Source organism: Microbacterium sp. M28, from assembly GCF_025836995.1.
In the GTDB taxonomy this organism is placed as follows: domain Bacteria; phylum Actinomycetota; class Actinomycetes; order Actinomycetales; family Microbacteriaceae; genus Microbacterium.
In genome coordinates this window covers 2,130,121-2,147,197 of the sequence record NZ_CP107546.1, presented here as the reverse complement: position 1 = coordinate 2,147,197, position 17,077 = coordinate 2,130,121, and the positions used below count along the sequence as shown (strand labels likewise).

Below are 17,077 nucleotides of genomic sequence, written 5' to 3'. Positions count from 1 at the left end.
CTCGATATGCCGCCTGCCGCTTCGATTCTGAAAGACCTCAGGGACGGACCCAAGGGCCGTGTGCCCGAGATTAGGAACGCCTACCGCTTTCTTCGCGGGGCACACTCCACCGTCGAAGGCATTCTCCAGGCGGCTGAACTAGTCGCCAGGCAGCGCCGCGTATCGAACAGCTCGACAGCCGGGCGCCCCAGCAGCGGTGAGACCGATCTCTATCGCTCGGCGATCGTCATGACGTCTAGTGGGATTGACGCTTCAATGCAACGACTCATATGGGACGCCGGCTCATACCTCATACCGCGTCCGGGGACGTTGGCTCGCAAGCAGTACGAGCTCGGTATTAAAGAAGAGCTGTCCGGCACGCGGAAGGTTGACGAGGATCTGAAAGCGGCCGTCGTCGCCGCTGATCCCGCGCAGCAGCTTCTACGCTTCTACCTCAGCAGGAAAGCGAAGTCGAGTTTTCAGGGGAGTGGCGATCTGAAGACAAGGGTCCGCAACACTCTAGGCATACCTGGGACGCGTGTGGACGACGCTACTCTTGCGACGCTTGACCGCTTCTTTCTTTCGCGCAACCGGATCGTTCATGAGATGGATTACGAGAATGTCGTCCGCTCGGAGGGCAGAGCAAGGCGACATCGAACCCGCGACGAGGTAGTGAGTATGTGCAACCGGGCGTTCTTGGTGACCTCGGATCTTGTCCACGCGACCGCCGACGTCATCTTGGCCGAGCGGTGAACTGCGCAGGGTTCTGCCCGTTCCGCGTGAGGAGGGTCAATCTGTGGACGACCTTGACCTGACTACGCCCAACTGCCCCGAGTGTCTTGAGCGGATGGAACCTCGCGCAGCCTGGTGGTTCTGCCAGGCATGCCGCGTCTACGTCGATCTGCTCGGGAACAGGCACTACTAGCTCTGTCGGCGGACGGCCCGGGTGCGTGCGAGCGGCTCTGAGCGCCCTCTGAGCAGTCTCGCAGCCCGCTCGGCCCTTACCCCCTGCCCCCGGCAGCCACACACGTCTCAGGGCCAAACACGCCACAGAGAACGAATTGGGGTATCGACCACGGGTTGGGGTGTAATAGCAAACATGCAATCCACTATCAAGGTGGTCTGTCGGGGCACCAAGCGCCACGGGAGCCACCCTTCGCGCATCGTCGCTCAGTACCGCTGGTCTGAGTCTGACTCTGTGTGGGAGCGGGTTGATCAGTTCGGGTCAGACCGAGACTGGTTCATCCAGGTGGGCACGGATGGCGCGCTCACCGGCTACCCTACGCCGCGCTTCAAGTGCGCGTGTGGCCGTGATGAGCAGCCCCGCGACGAGGACTTGCAGGCCCGCCTTCAGCGGGCGCAGGCTGCGGGCGAACTCGTCTTGTAGGCTCGACACCGACAACTGAATAGCCGCTGGTGATCGGCGGCATACAAAAGCAAGGTCACATTCCAACTCCTCACCGGGAGTCAGTTAGTCAGCCAAGCGCTGACCTGACTCCGTGGGGAGTTTTCCGTTGTCTAGCTCCAATCCTCCAACACAGGCCAAGGCGCTGTCCGACGTCATGGTCGGCGTGCGCACTGGTGACCCCCAGAGGGAAGCCAAGGGACGCCGGGACCTGGCGGAAGCCAAGATCGCCGCCTACATCGAGCGCAACCTCGCTGTCGCTCCACCGCTCACCAATCAGCAGATTCACCGGCTGACTGCACTCCTGCGCACGTCGGGCGGTGCGAAATGAGCACCCTGGCAGTCGCGCCCTTCACCGAAGCCGAGTACCCGTCGAAGCTGAGGCTGTCACGTTCCGAGGCGATGGTTGTGCTGCGCCTCGGTCCTCCGATCGAGTGGTTCCGCCCGTTCGCTGAGCACGCAGGCGTAGCTCCACGCACCGCCCCGCCGTGGGGGATCATGCACATCCACGGCGAGTGGGGTGAGCCGCCCGTGTGGGAGAACGTGGGGTTCTGGTCGCCGGATGAGCTGCGCTGGGGCATGGAACGCCTGTACGCCGCGCACGACTGGCACCTGCTCGACATCAACGGGTACCTGAACGATCACGAATGCCACGGGGTGTTCTACTGGCTCCCCTCCGATCCGCGTGTGCTGCGGCTGCCGGTGGGGGTGACCCGATGACTCCCATGCTGCGGGCTGCGCTCAACCTCGCTGAGAACGGATGGGCGGTGCTGCCCCTCGACGGCAAGACCCCCACCACGGGCCACACGCCGAACGGTCACCTGAGCGCCAGCACCGACCCGCGCACCATCCGGCGCATGTGGGCCGACGGCGACTGGAACATCGGCTGCCCGGTTCCTGACAGCTTGCTTGTGCTCGACGTTGACCCGCGCAATGGCGGCAGCCTCGAAGCCTTGGAGCAGCGCGCCGGGGTGGAGCTACCGCCCACGCTCGAGGTCATCAGCGGTCGCCGTGACGGCGGGCGTCACCTGTACTACATGCGCCCATTTCGGCAGCCGTACAGGGGCGCTATCCCCGCAGGCATCGACCTGAAGACGAACGGGTACATGGTCATGCCGCCGAGCGTGCATCCGGACACCGGCAAGCCCTACGAGTGGGTCTATCGCGAAGCTGGGCACCTGCCGCGTCAGGTAGTGGCGCTGATGCTGCCTCGCACCCGGATCACCCGCCGCAATCCCAGGGCCACGGACCCTATCGCGCTCGCCGCTTTCGTCCGCACCTTGCAGCCGGGGGAGAAGCATGACGGGCTGCACTGGGCCGCGCGCCGTGCACACGAGGCCGGGGTGGATCAGCGCGGGCTGGATCGCCTCATCGACGCCGCCGAGGACATCGGCATGGACCCCAGGGAGGCCCGCCGTGTGGTCGAGTCGGCCGGGAAGGGGTTGGGCGCATGACCGTCCGCAAGAAGAGCGCGCCCGTGGTGCCGGAGGCCGACCTGGTGCCGGAGGACGAAGTGCAGGAGCTAGAAGCCGAGGCGTCGGGCTGGGTTCCGGAGGACTTCGGCAAGGTGCTGCGGGGCATCGTCAACGGCACGCTCGCACCCATCGAGCCGGAGCTACTGGCCGTCGAGGGCGCGGGGTACCTGCTGTACGCGGGGCGCGTCAATGGCATCCACGGGCACAGCAACGCCGGGAAGTCATGGTCGGCCCTGATCGCCTGCGCGCAGGAGCTCAAGGCAGGCAACCGCGTGGTCTACATCGACTACGAGGACACGACGCAGGGCATCCTGGAACGCCTGGTTCACAACTACAAGGTGCCGCCGAGGGTGATCCGTAACCGGTTCACGTACATCTCGCCTACAGGCCGGTTCGCGCCGCTGGTGGTTCATGACCTGATCGAGAGGCTGTCGCCGTCGCTGGTTGTGTTCGACTCCACGGGCGAATCGCTCGCGATGGACGGCTTCAAGCCGAACGACGATGACGACATTGTCGAGTGGTTCCAGCTGGCTCCGCGCTTCGTGTCCAGGTTCGGGCCTGCGGTGCTGCTGCTGGATCACAGCCCGAAGAACACCGAGGGTGACAGCCTCTGGCCTATCGGCAGCCAGCGCAAGCGGTCTGCAATCACCGGCGTTCAGTACTTGCAGAAGGTGGTGACGCCGTTCAGCAAGAAGCAGTCGGGCAGGGCACGGCTGGTGTGCGCGAAAGATCGCCTCGGCAACTTCGCGGAGGGCGAGACGGTAGCCGAGCTGAAGGTTGATGTGGTCGCCGGCCGGAGCAGCAGGTTCCACCTGGTGGCGCCGATGCCGCGTGAGCTTGCTGACGAGATCGCCTACAAGGCGCGGCTCGTGAAGATCTGCAAGGTGCTGGCCGAGGCCGACAAGCCCATGTCGAAGACGGCGCTGCGCATGGCAGCCGGGGGTGACTCCACGAAGGCGGGCGCTGCTATCGACTGGCTCGTTGACAGCGGATACATCGAGCAATCACCGGGTGCGCGGGGCGGGCTGCTGCACACCCTGATCCGGATGTACGAAGCCGGCTCGGAGGACTCCGAATGAGCACTCGTCGTTTGCCGTTTGCACCCGTTTTCAGCGGTTTGCCAAAAGGTGCCAGCGAGCCGTTTTCCCGTTTGCCGCCCTTAGGCAAAACGGTAAACGGGTCCAGGCGGGGGTGGGAAATGACCCCGAGTCGTTTTCGCCCTCGCAGCGCGTATCGGCGGGCGCAGGCCATGGAAAAGCTTCACGGCTGTACGGCGGTTCTCGTCAGCACGCAGGAGGGCTGGCATGAGCGCTGATGACGCCTGGGAAGACCTGAAGGCCGTGCTGGAACACTACGCACCGCCTTGCAGCGGCCTGCACCTGTTTACCGCCGACTCTCGAACCGACGACCAGCGGGACGCATGTGCCGTCATCTGCGGGCGCTGTCGCATCCGTGACCTGTGCAACCACTACGCCGTCGCATCGCGAGTCGATCACGGCTTCTGGGCTGGCATCGACCGGGCCGGACGTGGCAGGGGTCGCCCGCGCACATCAACCACCGACGCCGGGGCGGTATCTCCGGCACTCATAACACAGAAGGAAGAACCATCATGAGCAAGGCAACCGCTAAGTCCGTCGAGCAGACCCTCCCCGCCGCCCTGAACGGCTTCAAGGAGCAGGCCGCGCAGGTGAAGGAGGCGCACCGCGCCACCCGACAGGCGATCAAGGACGACCCCATGACGTCCGACCTGGCCAAGCGCGGCAAGCTGGAGGCCCTGGACAAGGACACCCGCAGCAAGCTCGACAACATCAAGGCCGAGCAGGAGGCGTTCGTCAAGAACCTGCGCGACCAGGTTGAGAAGGAGTTCCGGGGCACGCAGCCGATGGACGCCAACTCGATCATGCTGCGCCGTGACGCCGCCGACCGTGCCCGCAAGATCATCGACCAGCAGGAGGCGGTGGACATGCTCAACGACTCCATCGCCAACGGTGACGCCGAAATGGCACACGCCATCGGCAACCGGGCGCGCTTCACGGGCATGACCGGCGTGGTCGAGACCTGGCAGGCCGCGTTCCCGGAGACGGCCGACGCTGCGGCTGCACTGGCCTACGTCGAGGCGAACACCTCCGGCGGCGCATACAACCTCGCGAATCAGATCAGCTTCTCGGCTCCGACCGACTGAGGCTCACACACGGGGTGAGGGATCTTCCTCCTTTCAGCCCTCACCCGCTGGGCGGTGCATCGCCCGGCACCCGGAGGCTCCCTGGCACACGCTAGGGGGCCTCTGGCGTACCTGGGGCCATGGTGTGGGCGCTAGGCCGGCGAGCACCCGCTCAGAAGTGCTCGCGGACGGACGCTCAGCACGGCCAGACGACCAGCAGTGCCGAACGGGTCGGCAGAATGCAAAGCGGCAGGCGTAGTAACTGCACATTGTGTTTGCTGAAGGGTCCCCTTGTGGCTAAGGTTCACACATTCGAACAGATGTTCGATATCTAGGGAGCTCTCATGAACGCCGCACAACGCCGTCACTACGCCGCCATCCACCAACTCGCTCGCGACGAGTGGCCAGCCGAGACTCCGCTTGAAGGTGACCTCAGCGACCGGCACGAACTGGATGAGGCCGAGGTGAAATGACCACGATGGTCGGCTACCTGCGTGTGTCCACCGAGGAACAGGCGAGCAGCGGCCTCGGGCTCGACGCGCAGCGTGACACTATCCAGCGCTACGTGGACGCGCAGGGGTGGGACGTCGTCTGGTACGTCGATGAGGGGCTATCGGCTAAGTCCCTGGCCCGCCCGCAGCTACAAGCTGCGCTCACCCGCCTGCGCGTCATCCCTAAGCGTCGAGATGTTGAGGGGATTGTGGTGGCCAAGCTCGACCGCCTGAGCCGCAGCGTGCATGACTTCTCGGGCATCCTCAAGCTCGCCAGCGCTCGCAAGTGGGCCGTCGTGGCCATCGACCTTGGTGTGGACACCAGTACACCAACGGGCAAGCTGGTAGCCAACGTGATGATGTCTGTAGCCGAGTGGGAGCGAGAGGTCATCGGGGAGCGCACGTCAGCCGCCATGCAAGCAGCTAAGCGGGCGGGGAGGCATATGGGGCGGGTGTCAACGCTGCCGCGCCACACGGGTGAGCTTCTCATGAGCCTGCGAACCCGCCACACTCTCGCTGATACTGCAGGGCAGCTAAATGCCGCGGGGCTCACCACCGCCACCGGCAAGCCTTGGACGGGTAACGCCGTCGCGAAGGCGCACCGGCGCCTCTCTGCTGTTGGCGTGGCCACGACATCCTGAGGCGGCTAGCTCACCTTGTTCCGGTGAGCCTCGAAGTAAGCGTGGCGGCTGTGGTCCTCCTGGCCCGTAAACCCCTTGAATTCGCCGAGGCGGTACGCGGTGCCCTTGGAAGTTGTCCGTACGTCCAGCTCAAAGTCTTGGGCTAGCACGGCAAGCCGTCGCTCGACAGAAGCCTCGCCGAACTCGTTCAGCGCCTCGATAAGTCGCTCTATGCTGACGTAGCCGTCGGCGGAGGCAAGCGCCCTGTATACCGGGTCGTGGACGTCCGCGCTCAGTTCAGGGATCTCGTGAGGAACGCCCTTGTGCTCGAGGGCATCACGGATAGCTCGACCAACTGCTTCAGCTACGGGCGGCGGGAAGGCATTTCCGATCTGGCGATACTGCGAGGTTTTGCGTCCCGCGAACTGCCAGTCATCTTCCTCGCGCCAACCCTGCAGGCGGGCGACCATCTCCACCGTCAGCCGGGGGAGCTTCACGGATGGTGGCGGCGCGTCTGGCCCCGGTGCCTCGTCTGCGACTCCCTTGCCGTCGACACCAAGCGCCGCCCACGCGGCCTTGGCGCGAGTCGGACCCAGGTCAGCACCGCCGTGCTTCTTGCTACCGCCGACGATGGTGGGCCCCACGCGGTTGGCAAGGGCTGCCCACTCATCGACGTGCTTCCATCCATTAGCGCCCATCAAGTCACGCAGCGCCTCGCCGACAGTTATGTGCGTCTCGCGCGGTTCAGGCCACCGGAAGTAGGCCGCATCTTCTGGCTTCATGGCCACCAGCACAAAGCGGGGCCGAAGCTGGGCCAATCCAAAGTCCGAAGCCTGGATTAGTCGCCAATCCGCAACGTAGCCAAGTTGGGTCAGCCGGTCCAGGACGCGCTGTCGATAACCGGAGAAGCGTGCGGCAGCCAGCCCACGGACATTCTCAAGGAGCAGTGCTCTCGGCTGGATGACGGCGACTTGCTCGATGGCCCATGCGAAAAGGTCACGCTCGTCCGAAGATCCCAGCTGCTTCCCCGCGAGGGAGAACGGCGGGCAGGGGACTCCGCCCGCGAAAAGGTCAACCCCTTCGTAGTCCGCAGGGGACCAGACGGTTGGGTCGGCGACGTCGCCAACTTCCACGCGCCCCTTGCTGTTCAGCCGCAGGGTTTCTGCTGCTGTCGGGTCTAGCTCGACTGCGAGGGCATGCTCGAAACCGGCCCGGTGCAGCCCAAGGGCCTGACCGCCCGCTCCGGCACAGATCTCGACCGATGTCAGCTTGCTCATCCTCAGTGCTCCAGAATCAGTTGGCCAGTGGGAAGGTAGGTGTCAGGCATCTCTATTCTCGCTTCTATCGAACGGAAACCGGCCACACGATGACCGATGAGTCTGCGACGGCCCCGAGCGCGGGTCGGTCGCGCAACATGGCTGCGATCCGCCGGTCCGAGACCAAGCCGGAACGCGAGTTCAGGTCCGCGTTGCATCGTGCGGGCTACCGGTTCCGGAAGGACCTGCGCATGCCTGTCGAGGGCGGCTATGCCCGCCCTGACGTGGTCTTCACTCGCCGTCGTATTGCGGTGTTCATCGACGGCTGCTTCTGGCACTCGTGTCCGGCGCACGGCACTGAGCCGGGAGTTAACCGCGGCTACTGGGGACCTAAGCTGCAGCGCACGCGCGAGCGCGACGCTCGCGACAATGAAGCGCTCTTGGCCGATGGTTGGGTTGTGGTCCGCATTTGGACGCACGTCCCTCTGGCGCAGTCGCTGGCGGTCTTCGAACACATATTCGAGAATACGTCACGGCCAGGTGATGCGCGCGCAGGCGCGCCGGAGCGGATGTGGCGGGTGGAGTGAAGTCTTCGGCAACGTTCGGCACAAGGTGCGGCGAGGAATGGCTATTGACTCGGCGGTGATCGGCTGTCAGGATGGCAGTGCGAGGCGAGATGCGTCGCGCAGAAAGGAGCCGAACATGGCGGATGCACCGCGGCAGTCGTCCCTTGTGAAGGTGGCCACGTTCGTGGCAAGCGTGGGTGAGGGAGGCAAGTTCACAAAGTTGAACCTGCTGGAGGCGGTGCCAGGCGTAGCGCAGGCCGACCGCCGTATGCGCGACCTTCGCTCAATGGGCTGGGTCATCGACAACTACAAGATCAATCCGAACCTCTCGCCGGACCAGTACCTGCTGCGCACCATCGGTACGCGTGTGGACCTTGGCGAGAAGCCGACCGGGCAGCGCAAGACCATCACTGGCGCAAAGCGCCGCCGCATCCTCGACCGTGATGGACACGTTTGCCAGTCATGTTTCACCGCGGGCGGCGAGGAGTTTGCGGACGCGCCCGGACGCCGCGCCACTCTCACCATCGGTCACATCGAGCCAGTCGCGCGGGGCGGATCCGATGACGACTCCAACCTGCGCGCGGAGTGTCAGCGCTGCAACGACGAGGCACGCGACAATACGGACAATCCGCCCGACCCGGACGAGGTTCTTACACAGGCCTCACGGGGCAGCCGGAAGGACAAGCGTGAGCTGTACCTGTGGATGCAGCAAAACCGCCGCTCCATCAGCGACCGGGAGCAGCTTTTCATCAAGTGGCGACGTCTTCCTGCAGATCAGCGCGAGCGGGTTATGAATGCGCTTGCCGCTCAGGTGATCACCGAAGAGGGGTGAAACGGGGCCGGGCGATCGACCGCCTTCCTCTCGGGGCGGCCGGTTGCCGGAACGGCACCCTTCCGGCAAAGTAAGGTAAAGGCATGGTGAGAAGGGTGAGCGATGCGGTTCATCGTTGACGCGACCTGGGACGCACCCCGTCAAGCAGACTCCCTGGTGCTGCGCCTTCGGAATTGGAATGACTGGTACCAATACCGCACCACGTTCCTCTTGACCTATATCGACAGCGAGTTGACCACTACACGCATTGGCGTCGTGAAGATCGCTGACATCACCCACGAGTATGTGAACGAGCCTGGATCGGCTACGCCGCTTCCAGCTGAGTTCAGCTCCCCGTTGCCTCGTGACCGGTACGCGTCGATTGGTCAGACGGAGGAATACTACGAGCGTATGCGTTCCCTTCTGGGCGCGGAGCGGATGCAAGAAGCGCTGCACGCTCTTGGCGACCTCGCGGAGGATCCGACTCGACTTGACTTTTTCCGAGAGCATGATGTCGTCTCGTCATCGTTGATGCGCGAGGTCTCCGCGGCGACCATCAAGAACAAGTTCCGTCGGATGGTCCTCAGTGGAGGTGGTAATGCCGCGTACGACTTCGTCTATGCGCGCCCGTCGCAGAGTCCGCTCCCAGTCCCGGACACGACACTAGAGTTCGAGGTTGTGCCTGGCTCCACGCCTCCGAGTAATGTGCACGCGCTCATCGGGCGAAACGGGAGTGGAAAGACCACAATCCTTCGCTCAATGGCGAGGGCGCTCTTGGGTGGGGGAATAGTCACTCCCAAGGACGGCAGCTTCCGATCCCGAGATGGAGGCAGCCTGGACATAGCGAATCTCGTCTATGTCTCCTTCAGTGCGTTCGATGAAGCGGAGCTGCCCGTCCTCGACAAGCAACTCCAGTGGAGTGTGCCTTATTCGTACGTTGGGCTGCAGTACATACCGGGCCACGAGCCTGACCCGCCCGGCCCCGAACTGCCAGAGCCGCTGACGATGGAGAAGGCGACGAGGCCGCCTTCAGCGCTCGGCACAGACTTCGCCGCGAGCGCCAAGAATGTGATCGCGAAGGGGTGGCGTGAATCATGGCTCACGGCGCTTCGCACTCTAGAGTCCGATCCCAACTTTCACGAGGCCGAAGTCTCGCAACTCGCCTCCGAATCGGCGGATGAAGATCGCATCGTCGCTGACGCATTGGCGCTGTGGCAGACTCTCAGCACCGGACACAAGATAGTGCTGCTTACGATCACGCGCCTCGTCGAGACAGTGGTCGAGCGGACGCTGGTCCTGGCCGACGAGCCCGAGGGCCACCTGCATCCGCCGCTCCTGGCCGCGTTGATCCGCGCCATTTCGGACCTGCTGCAGGAACGCAACGGCGTCGCGATAGTCGCTACCCACTCACCTGTTGTCCTACAGGAAGTGCCCCGTAAGTGCGCTTACAAGCTTCTCCGCGTGGGGCGATCCCAATCGGCCGAGCGGCCTACGATCGAGACGTTCGGGGAGAGCGTTGGCATGCTGAGTTCCGAGGTTTTCAGCCTTGAACTCTCCGACTCTGGGTTCCATCGAATGCTGACCGCGGCAGCCCTCCAGCTAGGATCGTACGAAGCTGTGGTGGACCACTTCCACGGTGAGCTTGGCTTTGAGGCGCGCGCGCTGCTGCGGTCATGGTTTGCAGCTCAGAGGGTCTGAATGATTGAGCTACCCCAGCCTCGCTTTGGCGTGAGCGAAATCGTGGCCGCGTGCACACTGGACCCAGAGACTGCCGCGTTCGCCGATGCCAGTGCCGCGTTGGCACGGGTCGAAGCGACCTATGCGGCGCTCGCGAGCGACGGCCGGATCTTTGAGTTTGAATCCCAGCAGCCAGGGATTTCTCCTGAGGTCGCGGACAACGTTTCCTGGGCCTATGACATTCGCCTCTCGTCGAAGAAGGGCCCGGGTCGGGCCTACTACGACGAGATGCGCCTGCAGGCGCCGGGCGGAAGTTGCACCAACTGTATGGCGCGCGACGCGGCCGCCCTCGACCACTACCTGCCCAAGATCGACTTTCCAGTCGTTGCGATCCAGCCCACGAACCTCCTGCCAATCTGTACGGCGTGCAATGGCACGAAGCTGAAGACGTCGGCGACCGAGGCGAACGAACAGTTCCTGCATCCGTTCTTTGATCGATTGGGACCGGAGCGCTGGATGGGTGTGACAGTGCTGGAGGAACCGTCGTCACCCACGGTTTTCGAGGTGAGAAGGCCTGCCAATTGGGATGACACGCTTTATGAGCGGGTGCAGAATCACTTCGAACGATTCCAGTTAGGCGTGCTCCTCAGTCAGAAGGCAGGCACGCTAATGGGTAACCATCGTTTGGCTTTCGAGTCATTCTTCGCAGATGCACTGGATGGTGATGGCCCGGCGGCCGTCCGGCGCGAGGCTGCGCGCCTGGCTCTCAGTTACGCGGCTCAGCCTCAGAGCGCGTGGGCTGCGGCAGCTTTCGAAGCGTGGAGTAACAGCACTTGGTTCTGCAGTGGCGGCTGGCGGATGGAGGACGACCGTCCCCTCGACAGTGCTATGGCCCATCGGCTTGCGCCTGCGGACTCGGCAAGCGCCGGTTAGGCGAAGTGCCTTGGAAACGTGGCGCACAACTCAGCGACGTGCGCGCCACGCAAGCGGGTGTGCCTGAATGGGGCCCTTCAAGCAATCGAAGCGCGCACGAGAGCTATCCGGGCAGATGCCTCACCGACCCCATTCCTGTGGGCGTGGCGGAAGCATCGGGTCGAGGATCGTGGGCTTTTTCACTCCCACTTGGTTTAGTGCTGAGGTCGCAAGCGCCATCGCGGCTCGGATGAATTCGGCGTCGCTAACCGAAGGATTGACGGTGGCCCGCACGGCGCGGAAGCGCGCACTGAGCGGGCGATGCACGCCTGACGGAGGGGCAGCGTTGCGTTCATGAAACTCAGGTGTCAGGCCAGTAGAGTCCTCGAACTCAACGCCGAGAATGACGTCGTAGTCTCCCGCCGGTCCGTCAGCCGCCACTGTGTGGACTAGTGCAAGTAATGCGGCAGCGAAGGCTTCGACCGCCAGTGTGGGGGACCTGATGCGCTTCGTAGTGCTTGCCCGACTTATCCCGCTCGTGGCCCCCGGCACGCCAGGACAGGCCCAACGACCCATCGTCCAGCACCACCGCATGAGCTTCCCGGTAGTCACCGGGACTGTTCGGTGGCAAGTACTGACCATTGAGCGTCGGGCGGGGACGATACGGCTCGACATCCTCGAGCGGACTGTACTTCTCGATGCCTGCCAACCACCAGCGGGTAACGAGGGACGCGCGGTCAACGAGGATCGGGACGTCGTCAGGCTCAGCGTGTCTCGAACTTCTAGTGCGAGGCCTTGCTGCCCCGACCAGTACTGCGCACTCAGTCTTGCCAGCGGCCGACGCTAGGTCGTCGTAAATCTGTTGCAGTGCTTCCTCGCCCCGGCGACCGCCCTCGAAGCGAGACCGGTATGCGGCTTCGATCTCGCGTTCCCTCATCCAGTGCGTGTCTGCTCCGACACGCAACGGTGCACCGAACTGGTCGTTTCGATACACCAAATGCGGGCCGTCCGGGCTAGCTGGGATCACGATTGCGACCGCTCGCACGCCGGTAGTAGAAGGAATAGCGATGGCCCGGACCCCGTGCACTGGGGGAGTGATGGCCGCCATGGTCACTTGCCGGATGGTTCGTTCGTAGCCCTCGGTGAGTTCACCCGCATCGTGCCGACCGTCTGCCGCAGCGCCTGTGTCCGTCACTCCGAAGACAAGCATGCCGCCACCTGCATTCGCGAACGCCGCGATGTCCTTCACGATGTCCGAGTCGCGAAAGCTCTTTTCGGGTGGCAGAGCCGTCTTCCAGTCGAGCTCGTCGCCCTCCGCGATGCGCTGAGCGACGGCGTCGTCAATCATCTGATCGGTAAGGGGGCCAGGGCGCTCCCCGAGTGCTCGGTGCAATGGCGTGTGCAGCATAGCCTCAGCATAGGGAGTGGGGTGAGAGGGAGCATCTAGCTCCTCCACGTGACGCGCACGGTGTTCGGGTCGAACGCCTTGCCGCTGCCGCTGGGCAGGATGGTCACCGTTACGAGGGTGTCCAGTACGGCGCGCTTGACGTCCATAGACAGCCGGTCCCACACCTGACGCGCGTTGGGCCCGATTAGCTCAGCAGGTACGGCGGGGGGCAGTGCAGCATCCACGGCAGCGGCAGCCAACGCACGGTCAGCCCGAAGCCGTTCAGTAATGCGCGTCAGCTGGGCCGCGTCAATGCTTCCCGAGGCGTACATGTCGGCCGCGTTGGCCAGGCGGGCATCCAGCGCGTCGATGGTGTCACGCGCCTCCTGCAGCGCAGCGGGGTCACCCTGGCTGAACAGCAACGCGGCATCAGGCATCTGCAAGCGCCCGATGACGAGGGCTTGCACGACCTTGTCCACGTCCTCTTGCTTGCGGCGCACGCGGTAGCACTCGCTGCACACGTAACTGGGGGGCTGACGCTTCGCCCCGCCCGTTTTGGTGGTGGTCTTTCGGCCCACGGCACGCACCATCACGCCGCCGCACTCCACCGGCTCGCCGGCCTGATCCCGCGCGCCGTCAGATCGGCCACATCGAGCGATGCCGCCCAGCAGGTACTTCGGCGCACGGCCTGCGGGACTGGTGCGGCGTAGCGGGTCAGTGAGCACGGCTTTCAGTCGCTCGTGAGTGTCCTCGTCGATGACGCGCGGGGAGTTGGCAGGGGAGCGGCCTATGACCTCGCCACGGTGCACCGTCAGCCCTGCCAGGCTGGGTCGTAGTAATAGCTGCTTCAGGGTCGTTGTGTTCCAGCCCGCGCCCCGTCCCGGGGTCGGCACATGCTGCGCGTCCAAGTTCTTGCACACCGCCCGCAGCGACTCACCATCGAGCACGCGCCTCACGGCTGCCCGGATGATAGCGGCCTCAGCATCGTCCAGCACCACGGCGGCACCGTCCCGCCGGTAGCCGTAGCCCACGCGCCCCTGATGCACTCCGCTGGCGGCGCGTTGCACGTTGGCGGCTACCTGACGCGTGGCTTTTTGCTCGCCCTCGTACTGGCTCCACGCGGCCACGGTGCGCGCCACGGCACGGCCTGCGGGCGTGGTCAGGTCCAGGGTGCCTGCGGTGACGGTGTAGACGGGCACGTTCAGCGCGATAACCCGCTCCAGGTCACGGGTCAGGCGCAGTAGCCGGTCCTGATGCCAGGCGACGATGGCCCCAGGTTGAGCGTCCAGCATGGCTTCAAAGCCGGGGCGCACCTTGCCGCTGGTGGCGCTGATGTCGTTGTCGCTATATACGTGGACAACCGTCATGCCCAGGCGCTCGGCGAGATCGCGGCACTCCTGCTCCTGGCGGGCCACCCCTAGTCCCTCACCCGTACGGTCGAGGCTGATGCGGGTGTAGATAACGCAGTCCATGAAGGTACGTTAACGCAATGCCTGTGCCGCTGGTGTTCCTGATCCTTCCGCTGTCGGTGCTGTTCGCCGTCTTCCCAGGACTCTTCATCCTCCGACTCGGCCTCGGCTGAGCCGGTTCGCATTCGACACCGATGGAAGGAACAGACATGAGACGACTGCAGCAATGGCGCATCCGGCTCGCGGGGCGCACACGCGCCCTCGTGGAGGACGAGACAGGCGACGTCCCGGGGTGGGTCCTGGTCACATTGATGACCGCCGGACTCGTGGTCTTGATCTGGGCCGTGGCAGGACCTGCGCTGACTTCGCTGTTCGAGCAGGCGATCGCGCGCGTCTCAGGGATCTGAGCGTGTTCCGGCGGATCGCGCGCGACGAGGACGGCTCCAGTCCCGTCGAGTTCGTGCTCGTCGGCACGATCCTGACCATCCTCACGCTCGCGATCCTGCAACTGGGCCTCGCGATGTACGTCCGCAACGTCGTGCACGATGCCGCGGCGGAAGGCGCCCACTATGCGGCGCTCGCGGATACCGGCATCGAGTCCGGCGCCGCGCGCACCGCTGACGTGATCACGACGGCGATCGGCGGCGACTACGCCGAGGACATCACGGTCAGCACGAGCCGGACACCCGGCCACGAGGTGGTGGTCGTGCGGGTGCGCACGACACTGCCCGTGCTGGGTCTGGTCGGGATCCCGTTCGGGCTGGAGGTGGAAGCGGATGCGCCGATGGAGTCTCTGGGCGAGGGATGACGAGGGCTCGGCGGCGCTCGAGTTCATCGTCGTCGGCGTGATCCTGCTCGTTCCGCTCGTGTATCTCGTGCTCACGCTCGGGGCTGTCCAGGAGCAGACGCTCGGCGCGGAAGCCGCCGCACGGCACACGGCCCGCGCCATGGGGCAGGCTCCGGACGCGGAGACGGCCGCAGCGCGGGGCGATGCCGTCATCGCCGCCGTCATCGAGGAGTACGGCATGGATCCCGAGGCCGTCCAGGTCTCGATCACGTGCACCCCCGCATCCGCGACCTGTCCCGCGCCCGGCGCGACCGTCATCGTCACCGTGTCGAGCAGGGTCTCTCTGCCGTTCGTGCCGCCGATCCTCGGCCTCGACTCGGTCGCGGCGATTCCGGTCGAGGCTGTGGCGGCGCAGAAGATCTCGCGCGTCTGGGGCACGGGATGACCGGGTGGCGCGGACGGGCGGCAGCCGACGACGGCAGCATCCTGCCGCTCATGCTGGGCTACGCCGTGCTCGCGATCGCCGTCATCTTCGCCTGCGTCTGCGCCACGGACCTGTACATCGCGCAGAAGCGCCTCGACTCCCTTGCGGATGCGGCGGCGCTCGCCGGCTCGGACGGGTTCACCCTCGTCGTCGAGGCGGAGTCGGTGCGTGCCGAGCTGAGCGATGCCGGAGTGCGCGAGCAGGCCGCGGCCGTCGTCGCCGCGATGCCCGGCGGAGCTGATCTGGTGTCGGCGGAGGCCCCGGACGGCGTGACCGCACGCGTCACCGTGGTCGCGACCTGGCATCCGCCGCTGTTCTCGCCGTTCGTGCCCGACGGCGTCGCGCTGGAGGCGACGGCGACGAGCCGCACCGCGCTGCGCTGACCGGCCTCGGTCAGTCGCGCTGACGCGGGCTGAACCTCGGGATCCAGCGCAGGAATCCGACCGCGCCGATGAAACCCAGCGCGCCGATGAGCCCGGTCGCCACCGACAGCGACGCCAGAGCCGTCACGCCGGACACGACGAGCGGGGCGACCGCGCCACCGGCATCCGTCAGCGTCCGCCACGACCCCAGGAACGCGGCCGGCTCCGCCTTCGGGGCGACATCAGCACCGAGCGTGAGCAGGATGCCGCTGGAGAGGCCGTTGCCCACGCCGAGTACCGCCGCGCACATCCCGAACCACAGCACCGCAGCGTCGCCGTCGTGCGTGAACGACAGCACGACGAACCCGCTGCCCATCAGCACCATGGCCGGCACGGCGGCCCAGAGCCTGCCGAACCGGTCCATCACCTGCCCGCTGACGTAGAACAGCGCGAAGTCGATCGCTCCGGAGACGCCGACGACCAGGGCGATGGTCTGAGCATCCAGACCCAGCGAGACGCCCCACAGCGGCAGCACGACCTGGCGAGCGGACCGGACCGCCGACAGAGATGCCGCGGCCAATCCGAGTCTGCCCAGCACGCCCCGGTGGTGCCACATGGTGCGGAAGATCCCCGGCCGCCGGATCGTCGGGATCGACCCGGACACGGGCTCGCCGGTGTCCTCGGCGAACGTCCCGTTCGAGGTGACAGGGGGAGTGGTCTTCTCCGGGTCCGGCCCGAACAGCACGAGGACGACCATGACGGCCAGGCATGCGAGAAAGAACCAGATCGCGACCGTCTCGTCGCCGAACACCTGCAGGAGCGCGGCGGTGACGAACGGTCCGATGAAGATGCCGAGCCGGAAGCTGCCGCCCAGCAGCGACAGCGCACGAGCGCGGAACGCGATCGGCACCCGCGTCGTCATGAACGCATGCCTGGCGAGTCCGAACGCTGCGGCGCAGAAGCCGAGGAGGAACACGGCGGCGGCGAAGACGCCGATCACCGGGGCGAAGATCATCCCGACCACGGCCAGCATCGACACGACGCCGGCGATGACCATCGTGAACCGCTCCCCGATGCGGGCGACCGCCCAGCCTGCTGGGAGATTGCCGCAGAGCTGACCCACCACGAGAGCCGACGCGACCAGCGCGGCCGAGGCGACGTCGGCGCCCATGTTCGCCGCGATCACGGGGATCAGCGGCAGGACGGCGCCCTCGCCGAGCGAGAACAGGATGGTCGGCAGGTACACCATCGGCCCGAAACTCCTCAGGACCGCTGATGCGCTGCTCATCGCTGGC

General features: G+C 65.3%; 21 protein-coding genes. 17 read left to right on the top strand and 4 right to left on the bottom strand.

Annotated elements, in window-relative coordinates:
* Positions 1–6: 6 nt before the first annotated feature.
* The 9 genes from OED01_RS10640 to OED01_RS10600 all read left to right on the top strand — a co-directional run bounded on the left by OED01_RS10640 (position 7) and on the right by OED01_RS10600 (position 6,152).
* The gene (locus OED01_RS10640) at positions 7–732 is read left to right on the top strand and encodes a hypothetical protein (protein ID WP_264155253.1); all 726 of its coding nucleotides are present in this window, start codon (positions 7–9) and stop codon (positions 730–732) included.
* A 746-nt stretch (positions 733–1,478) separates the two neighbouring features.
* A complete protein-coding gene (locus OED01_RS10635; RefSeq protein ID WP_264155252.1) occupies positions 1,479–1,715 on the top strand; it encodes a hypothetical protein in 237 nt (78 codons plus the stop codon).
* On the top strand, positions 1,712–2,104 hold the full coding sequence (locus OED01_RS10630) for a hypothetical protein (RefSeq protein ID WP_264155251.1): 393 nt from the start codon (positions 1,712–1,714) through the stop codon (positions 2,102–2,104). Before OED01_RS10635 ends, OED01_RS10630 begins: the two co-directional genes overlap by 4 nt.
* Positions 2,101–2,838 carry a bifunctional DNA primase/polymerase gene (locus OED01_RS10625; RefSeq protein ID WP_264155250.1) on the top strand — a complete coding sequence of 246 codons (738 nt, stop codon included), beginning with the start codon at positions 2,101–2,103 and terminating at the stop codon, positions 2,836–2,838. Before OED01_RS10630 ends, OED01_RS10625 begins: the two co-directional genes overlap by 4 nt.
* A complete protein-coding gene (locus OED01_RS10620) occupies positions 2,835–3,938 on the top strand; it encodes an AAA family ATPase (protein WP_264155249.1) in 1,104 nt (367 codons plus the stop codon). Before OED01_RS10625 ends, OED01_RS10620 begins: the two co-directional genes overlap by 4 nt.
* Positions 3,939–4,163: 225 nt before the next feature.
* Complete coding sequence (locus OED01_RS10615; protein WP_264155248.1) at positions 4,164–4,472, top strand: WhiB family transcriptional regulator; 309 nt, start codon at positions 4,164–4,166, stop codon at positions 4,470–4,472.
* On the top strand, positions 4,469–5,041 hold the full coding sequence (locus OED01_RS10610; protein WP_264155247.1) for a hypothetical protein: 573 nt from the start codon (positions 4,469–4,471) through the stop codon (positions 5,039–5,041). The genes OED01_RS10615 and OED01_RS10610 overlap by 4 nt, the downstream gene beginning before the upstream one ends.
* Positions 5,042–5,364: 323 nt before the next feature.
* Positions 5,365–5,493, top strand: coding sequence for a hypothetical protein (locus OED01_RS10605; RefSeq protein WP_264155246.1), 129 nt, complete (start codon positions 5,365–5,367; stop codon positions 5,491–5,493).
* Positions 5,490–6,152 (top strand): recombinase family protein, encoded by a 663-nt coding sequence (locus OED01_RS10600; RefSeq protein WP_264155245.1) that lies wholly within the window; start codon positions 5,490–5,492, stop codon positions 6,150–6,152. Before OED01_RS10605 ends, OED01_RS10600 begins: the two co-directional genes overlap by 4 nt.
* 5 nt (positions 6,153–6,157) lie before the next feature.
* Here OED01_RS10600 and OED01_RS10595 read toward each other — a convergent pair whose 3' ends face one another.
* Positions 6,158–7,408: a DNA cytosine methyltransferase gene (locus OED01_RS10595; RefSeq protein WP_264155244.1), complete on the bottom strand. Its 1,251-nt coding sequence runs from the start codon at positions 7,406–7,408 to the stop codon at positions 6,158–6,160.
* On the opposite strand from OED01_RS10595, the gene OED01_RS10590 reads away from it, so the two are divergent.
* From OED01_RS10590 to OED01_RS10575, 4 genes are all read left to right on the top strand, one after another.
* Entirely contained in the window at positions 7,393–7,974 is a 582-nt protein-coding gene (locus OED01_RS10590) for a very short patch repair endonuclease (RefSeq protein ID WP_318841101.1), read from the top strand. The genes OED01_RS10595 and OED01_RS10590 overlap by 16 nt on opposite strands.
* A 115-nt stretch (positions 7,975–8,089) precedes the next feature.
* On the top strand, positions 8,090–8,785 hold the full coding sequence (locus OED01_RS10585) for an HNH endonuclease (protein WP_264155242.1): 696 nt from the start codon (positions 8,090–8,092) through the stop codon (positions 8,783–8,785).
* A 255-nt stretch (positions 8,786–9,040) separates the two neighbouring features.
* Positions 9,041–10,462, top strand: a complete 1,422-nt coding sequence (locus tag OED01_RS10580; RefSeq protein WP_264155241.1) for an ATP-binding protein — start codon at positions 9,041–9,043, stop codon at positions 10,460–10,462.
* Positions 10,463–10,492: 30 nt separating this feature from the next.
* Positions 10,493–11,374, top strand: a complete 882-nt coding sequence (locus OED01_RS10575) for a hypothetical protein (RefSeq protein WP_264155240.1) — start codon at positions 10,493–10,495, stop codon at positions 11,372–11,374.
* A 409-nt stretch (positions 11,375–11,783) separates the two neighbouring features.
* Here OED01_RS10575 and OED01_RS10570 read toward each other — a convergent pair whose 3' ends face one another.
* Complete coding sequence (locus OED01_RS10570; protein ID WP_264155239.1) at positions 11,784–12,761, bottom strand: AlbA family DNA-binding domain-containing protein; 978 nt, start codon at positions 12,759–12,761, stop codon at positions 11,784–11,786.
* Positions 12,762–12,796: 35 nt separating this feature from the next.
* Positions 12,797–14,212 (bottom strand): recombinase family protein, encoded by a 1,416-nt coding sequence (locus tag OED01_RS10565; protein ID WP_264155238.1) that lies wholly within the window; start codon positions 14,210–14,212, stop codon positions 12,797–12,799.
* Positions 14,213–14,358: 146 nt separating this feature from the next.
* Between OED01_RS10565 and OED01_RS10560 the strand changes: the two genes are divergently transcribed.
* From OED01_RS10560 to OED01_RS10545, 4 genes are read left to right on the top strand one after another with little or no spacing between them, the layout of a single operon-like run.
* The gene (locus tag OED01_RS10560; RefSeq protein ID WP_264155237.1) at positions 14,359–14,556 is read left to right on the top strand and encodes a hypothetical protein; all 198 of its coding nucleotides are present in this window, start codon (positions 14,359–14,361) and stop codon (positions 14,554–14,556) included.
* Between the two features lie 2 nt (positions 14,557–14,558).
* Positions 14,559–14,957, top strand: a complete 399-nt coding sequence (locus OED01_RS10555) for a TadE/TadG family type IV pilus assembly protein (RefSeq protein ID WP_264155236.1) — start codon at positions 14,559–14,561, stop codon at positions 14,955–14,957.
* Positions 14,926–15,381: a TadE family protein gene (locus tag OED01_RS10550; RefSeq protein WP_264155235.1), complete on the top strand. Its 456-nt coding sequence runs from the start codon at positions 14,926–14,928 to the stop codon at positions 15,379–15,381. Before OED01_RS10555 ends, OED01_RS10550 begins: the two co-directional genes overlap by 32 nt.
* Positions 15,378–15,803 (top strand): hypothetical protein, encoded by a 426-nt coding sequence (locus OED01_RS10545; RefSeq protein WP_264155234.1) that lies wholly within the window; start codon positions 15,378–15,380, stop codon positions 15,801–15,803. Before OED01_RS10550 ends, OED01_RS10545 begins: the two co-directional genes overlap by 4 nt.
* Positions 15,804–15,813: 10 nt before the next feature.
* Here OED01_RS10545 and OED01_RS10540 read toward each other — a convergent pair whose 3' ends face one another.
* Positions 15,814–17,070 carry an MFS transporter gene (locus OED01_RS10540; protein WP_264155233.1) on the bottom strand — a complete coding sequence of 419 codons (1,257 nt, stop codon included), beginning with the start codon at positions 17,068–17,070 and terminating at the stop codon, positions 15,814–15,816.
* Between the last annotated feature and the right edge of the window lie 7 nt (positions 17,071–17,077).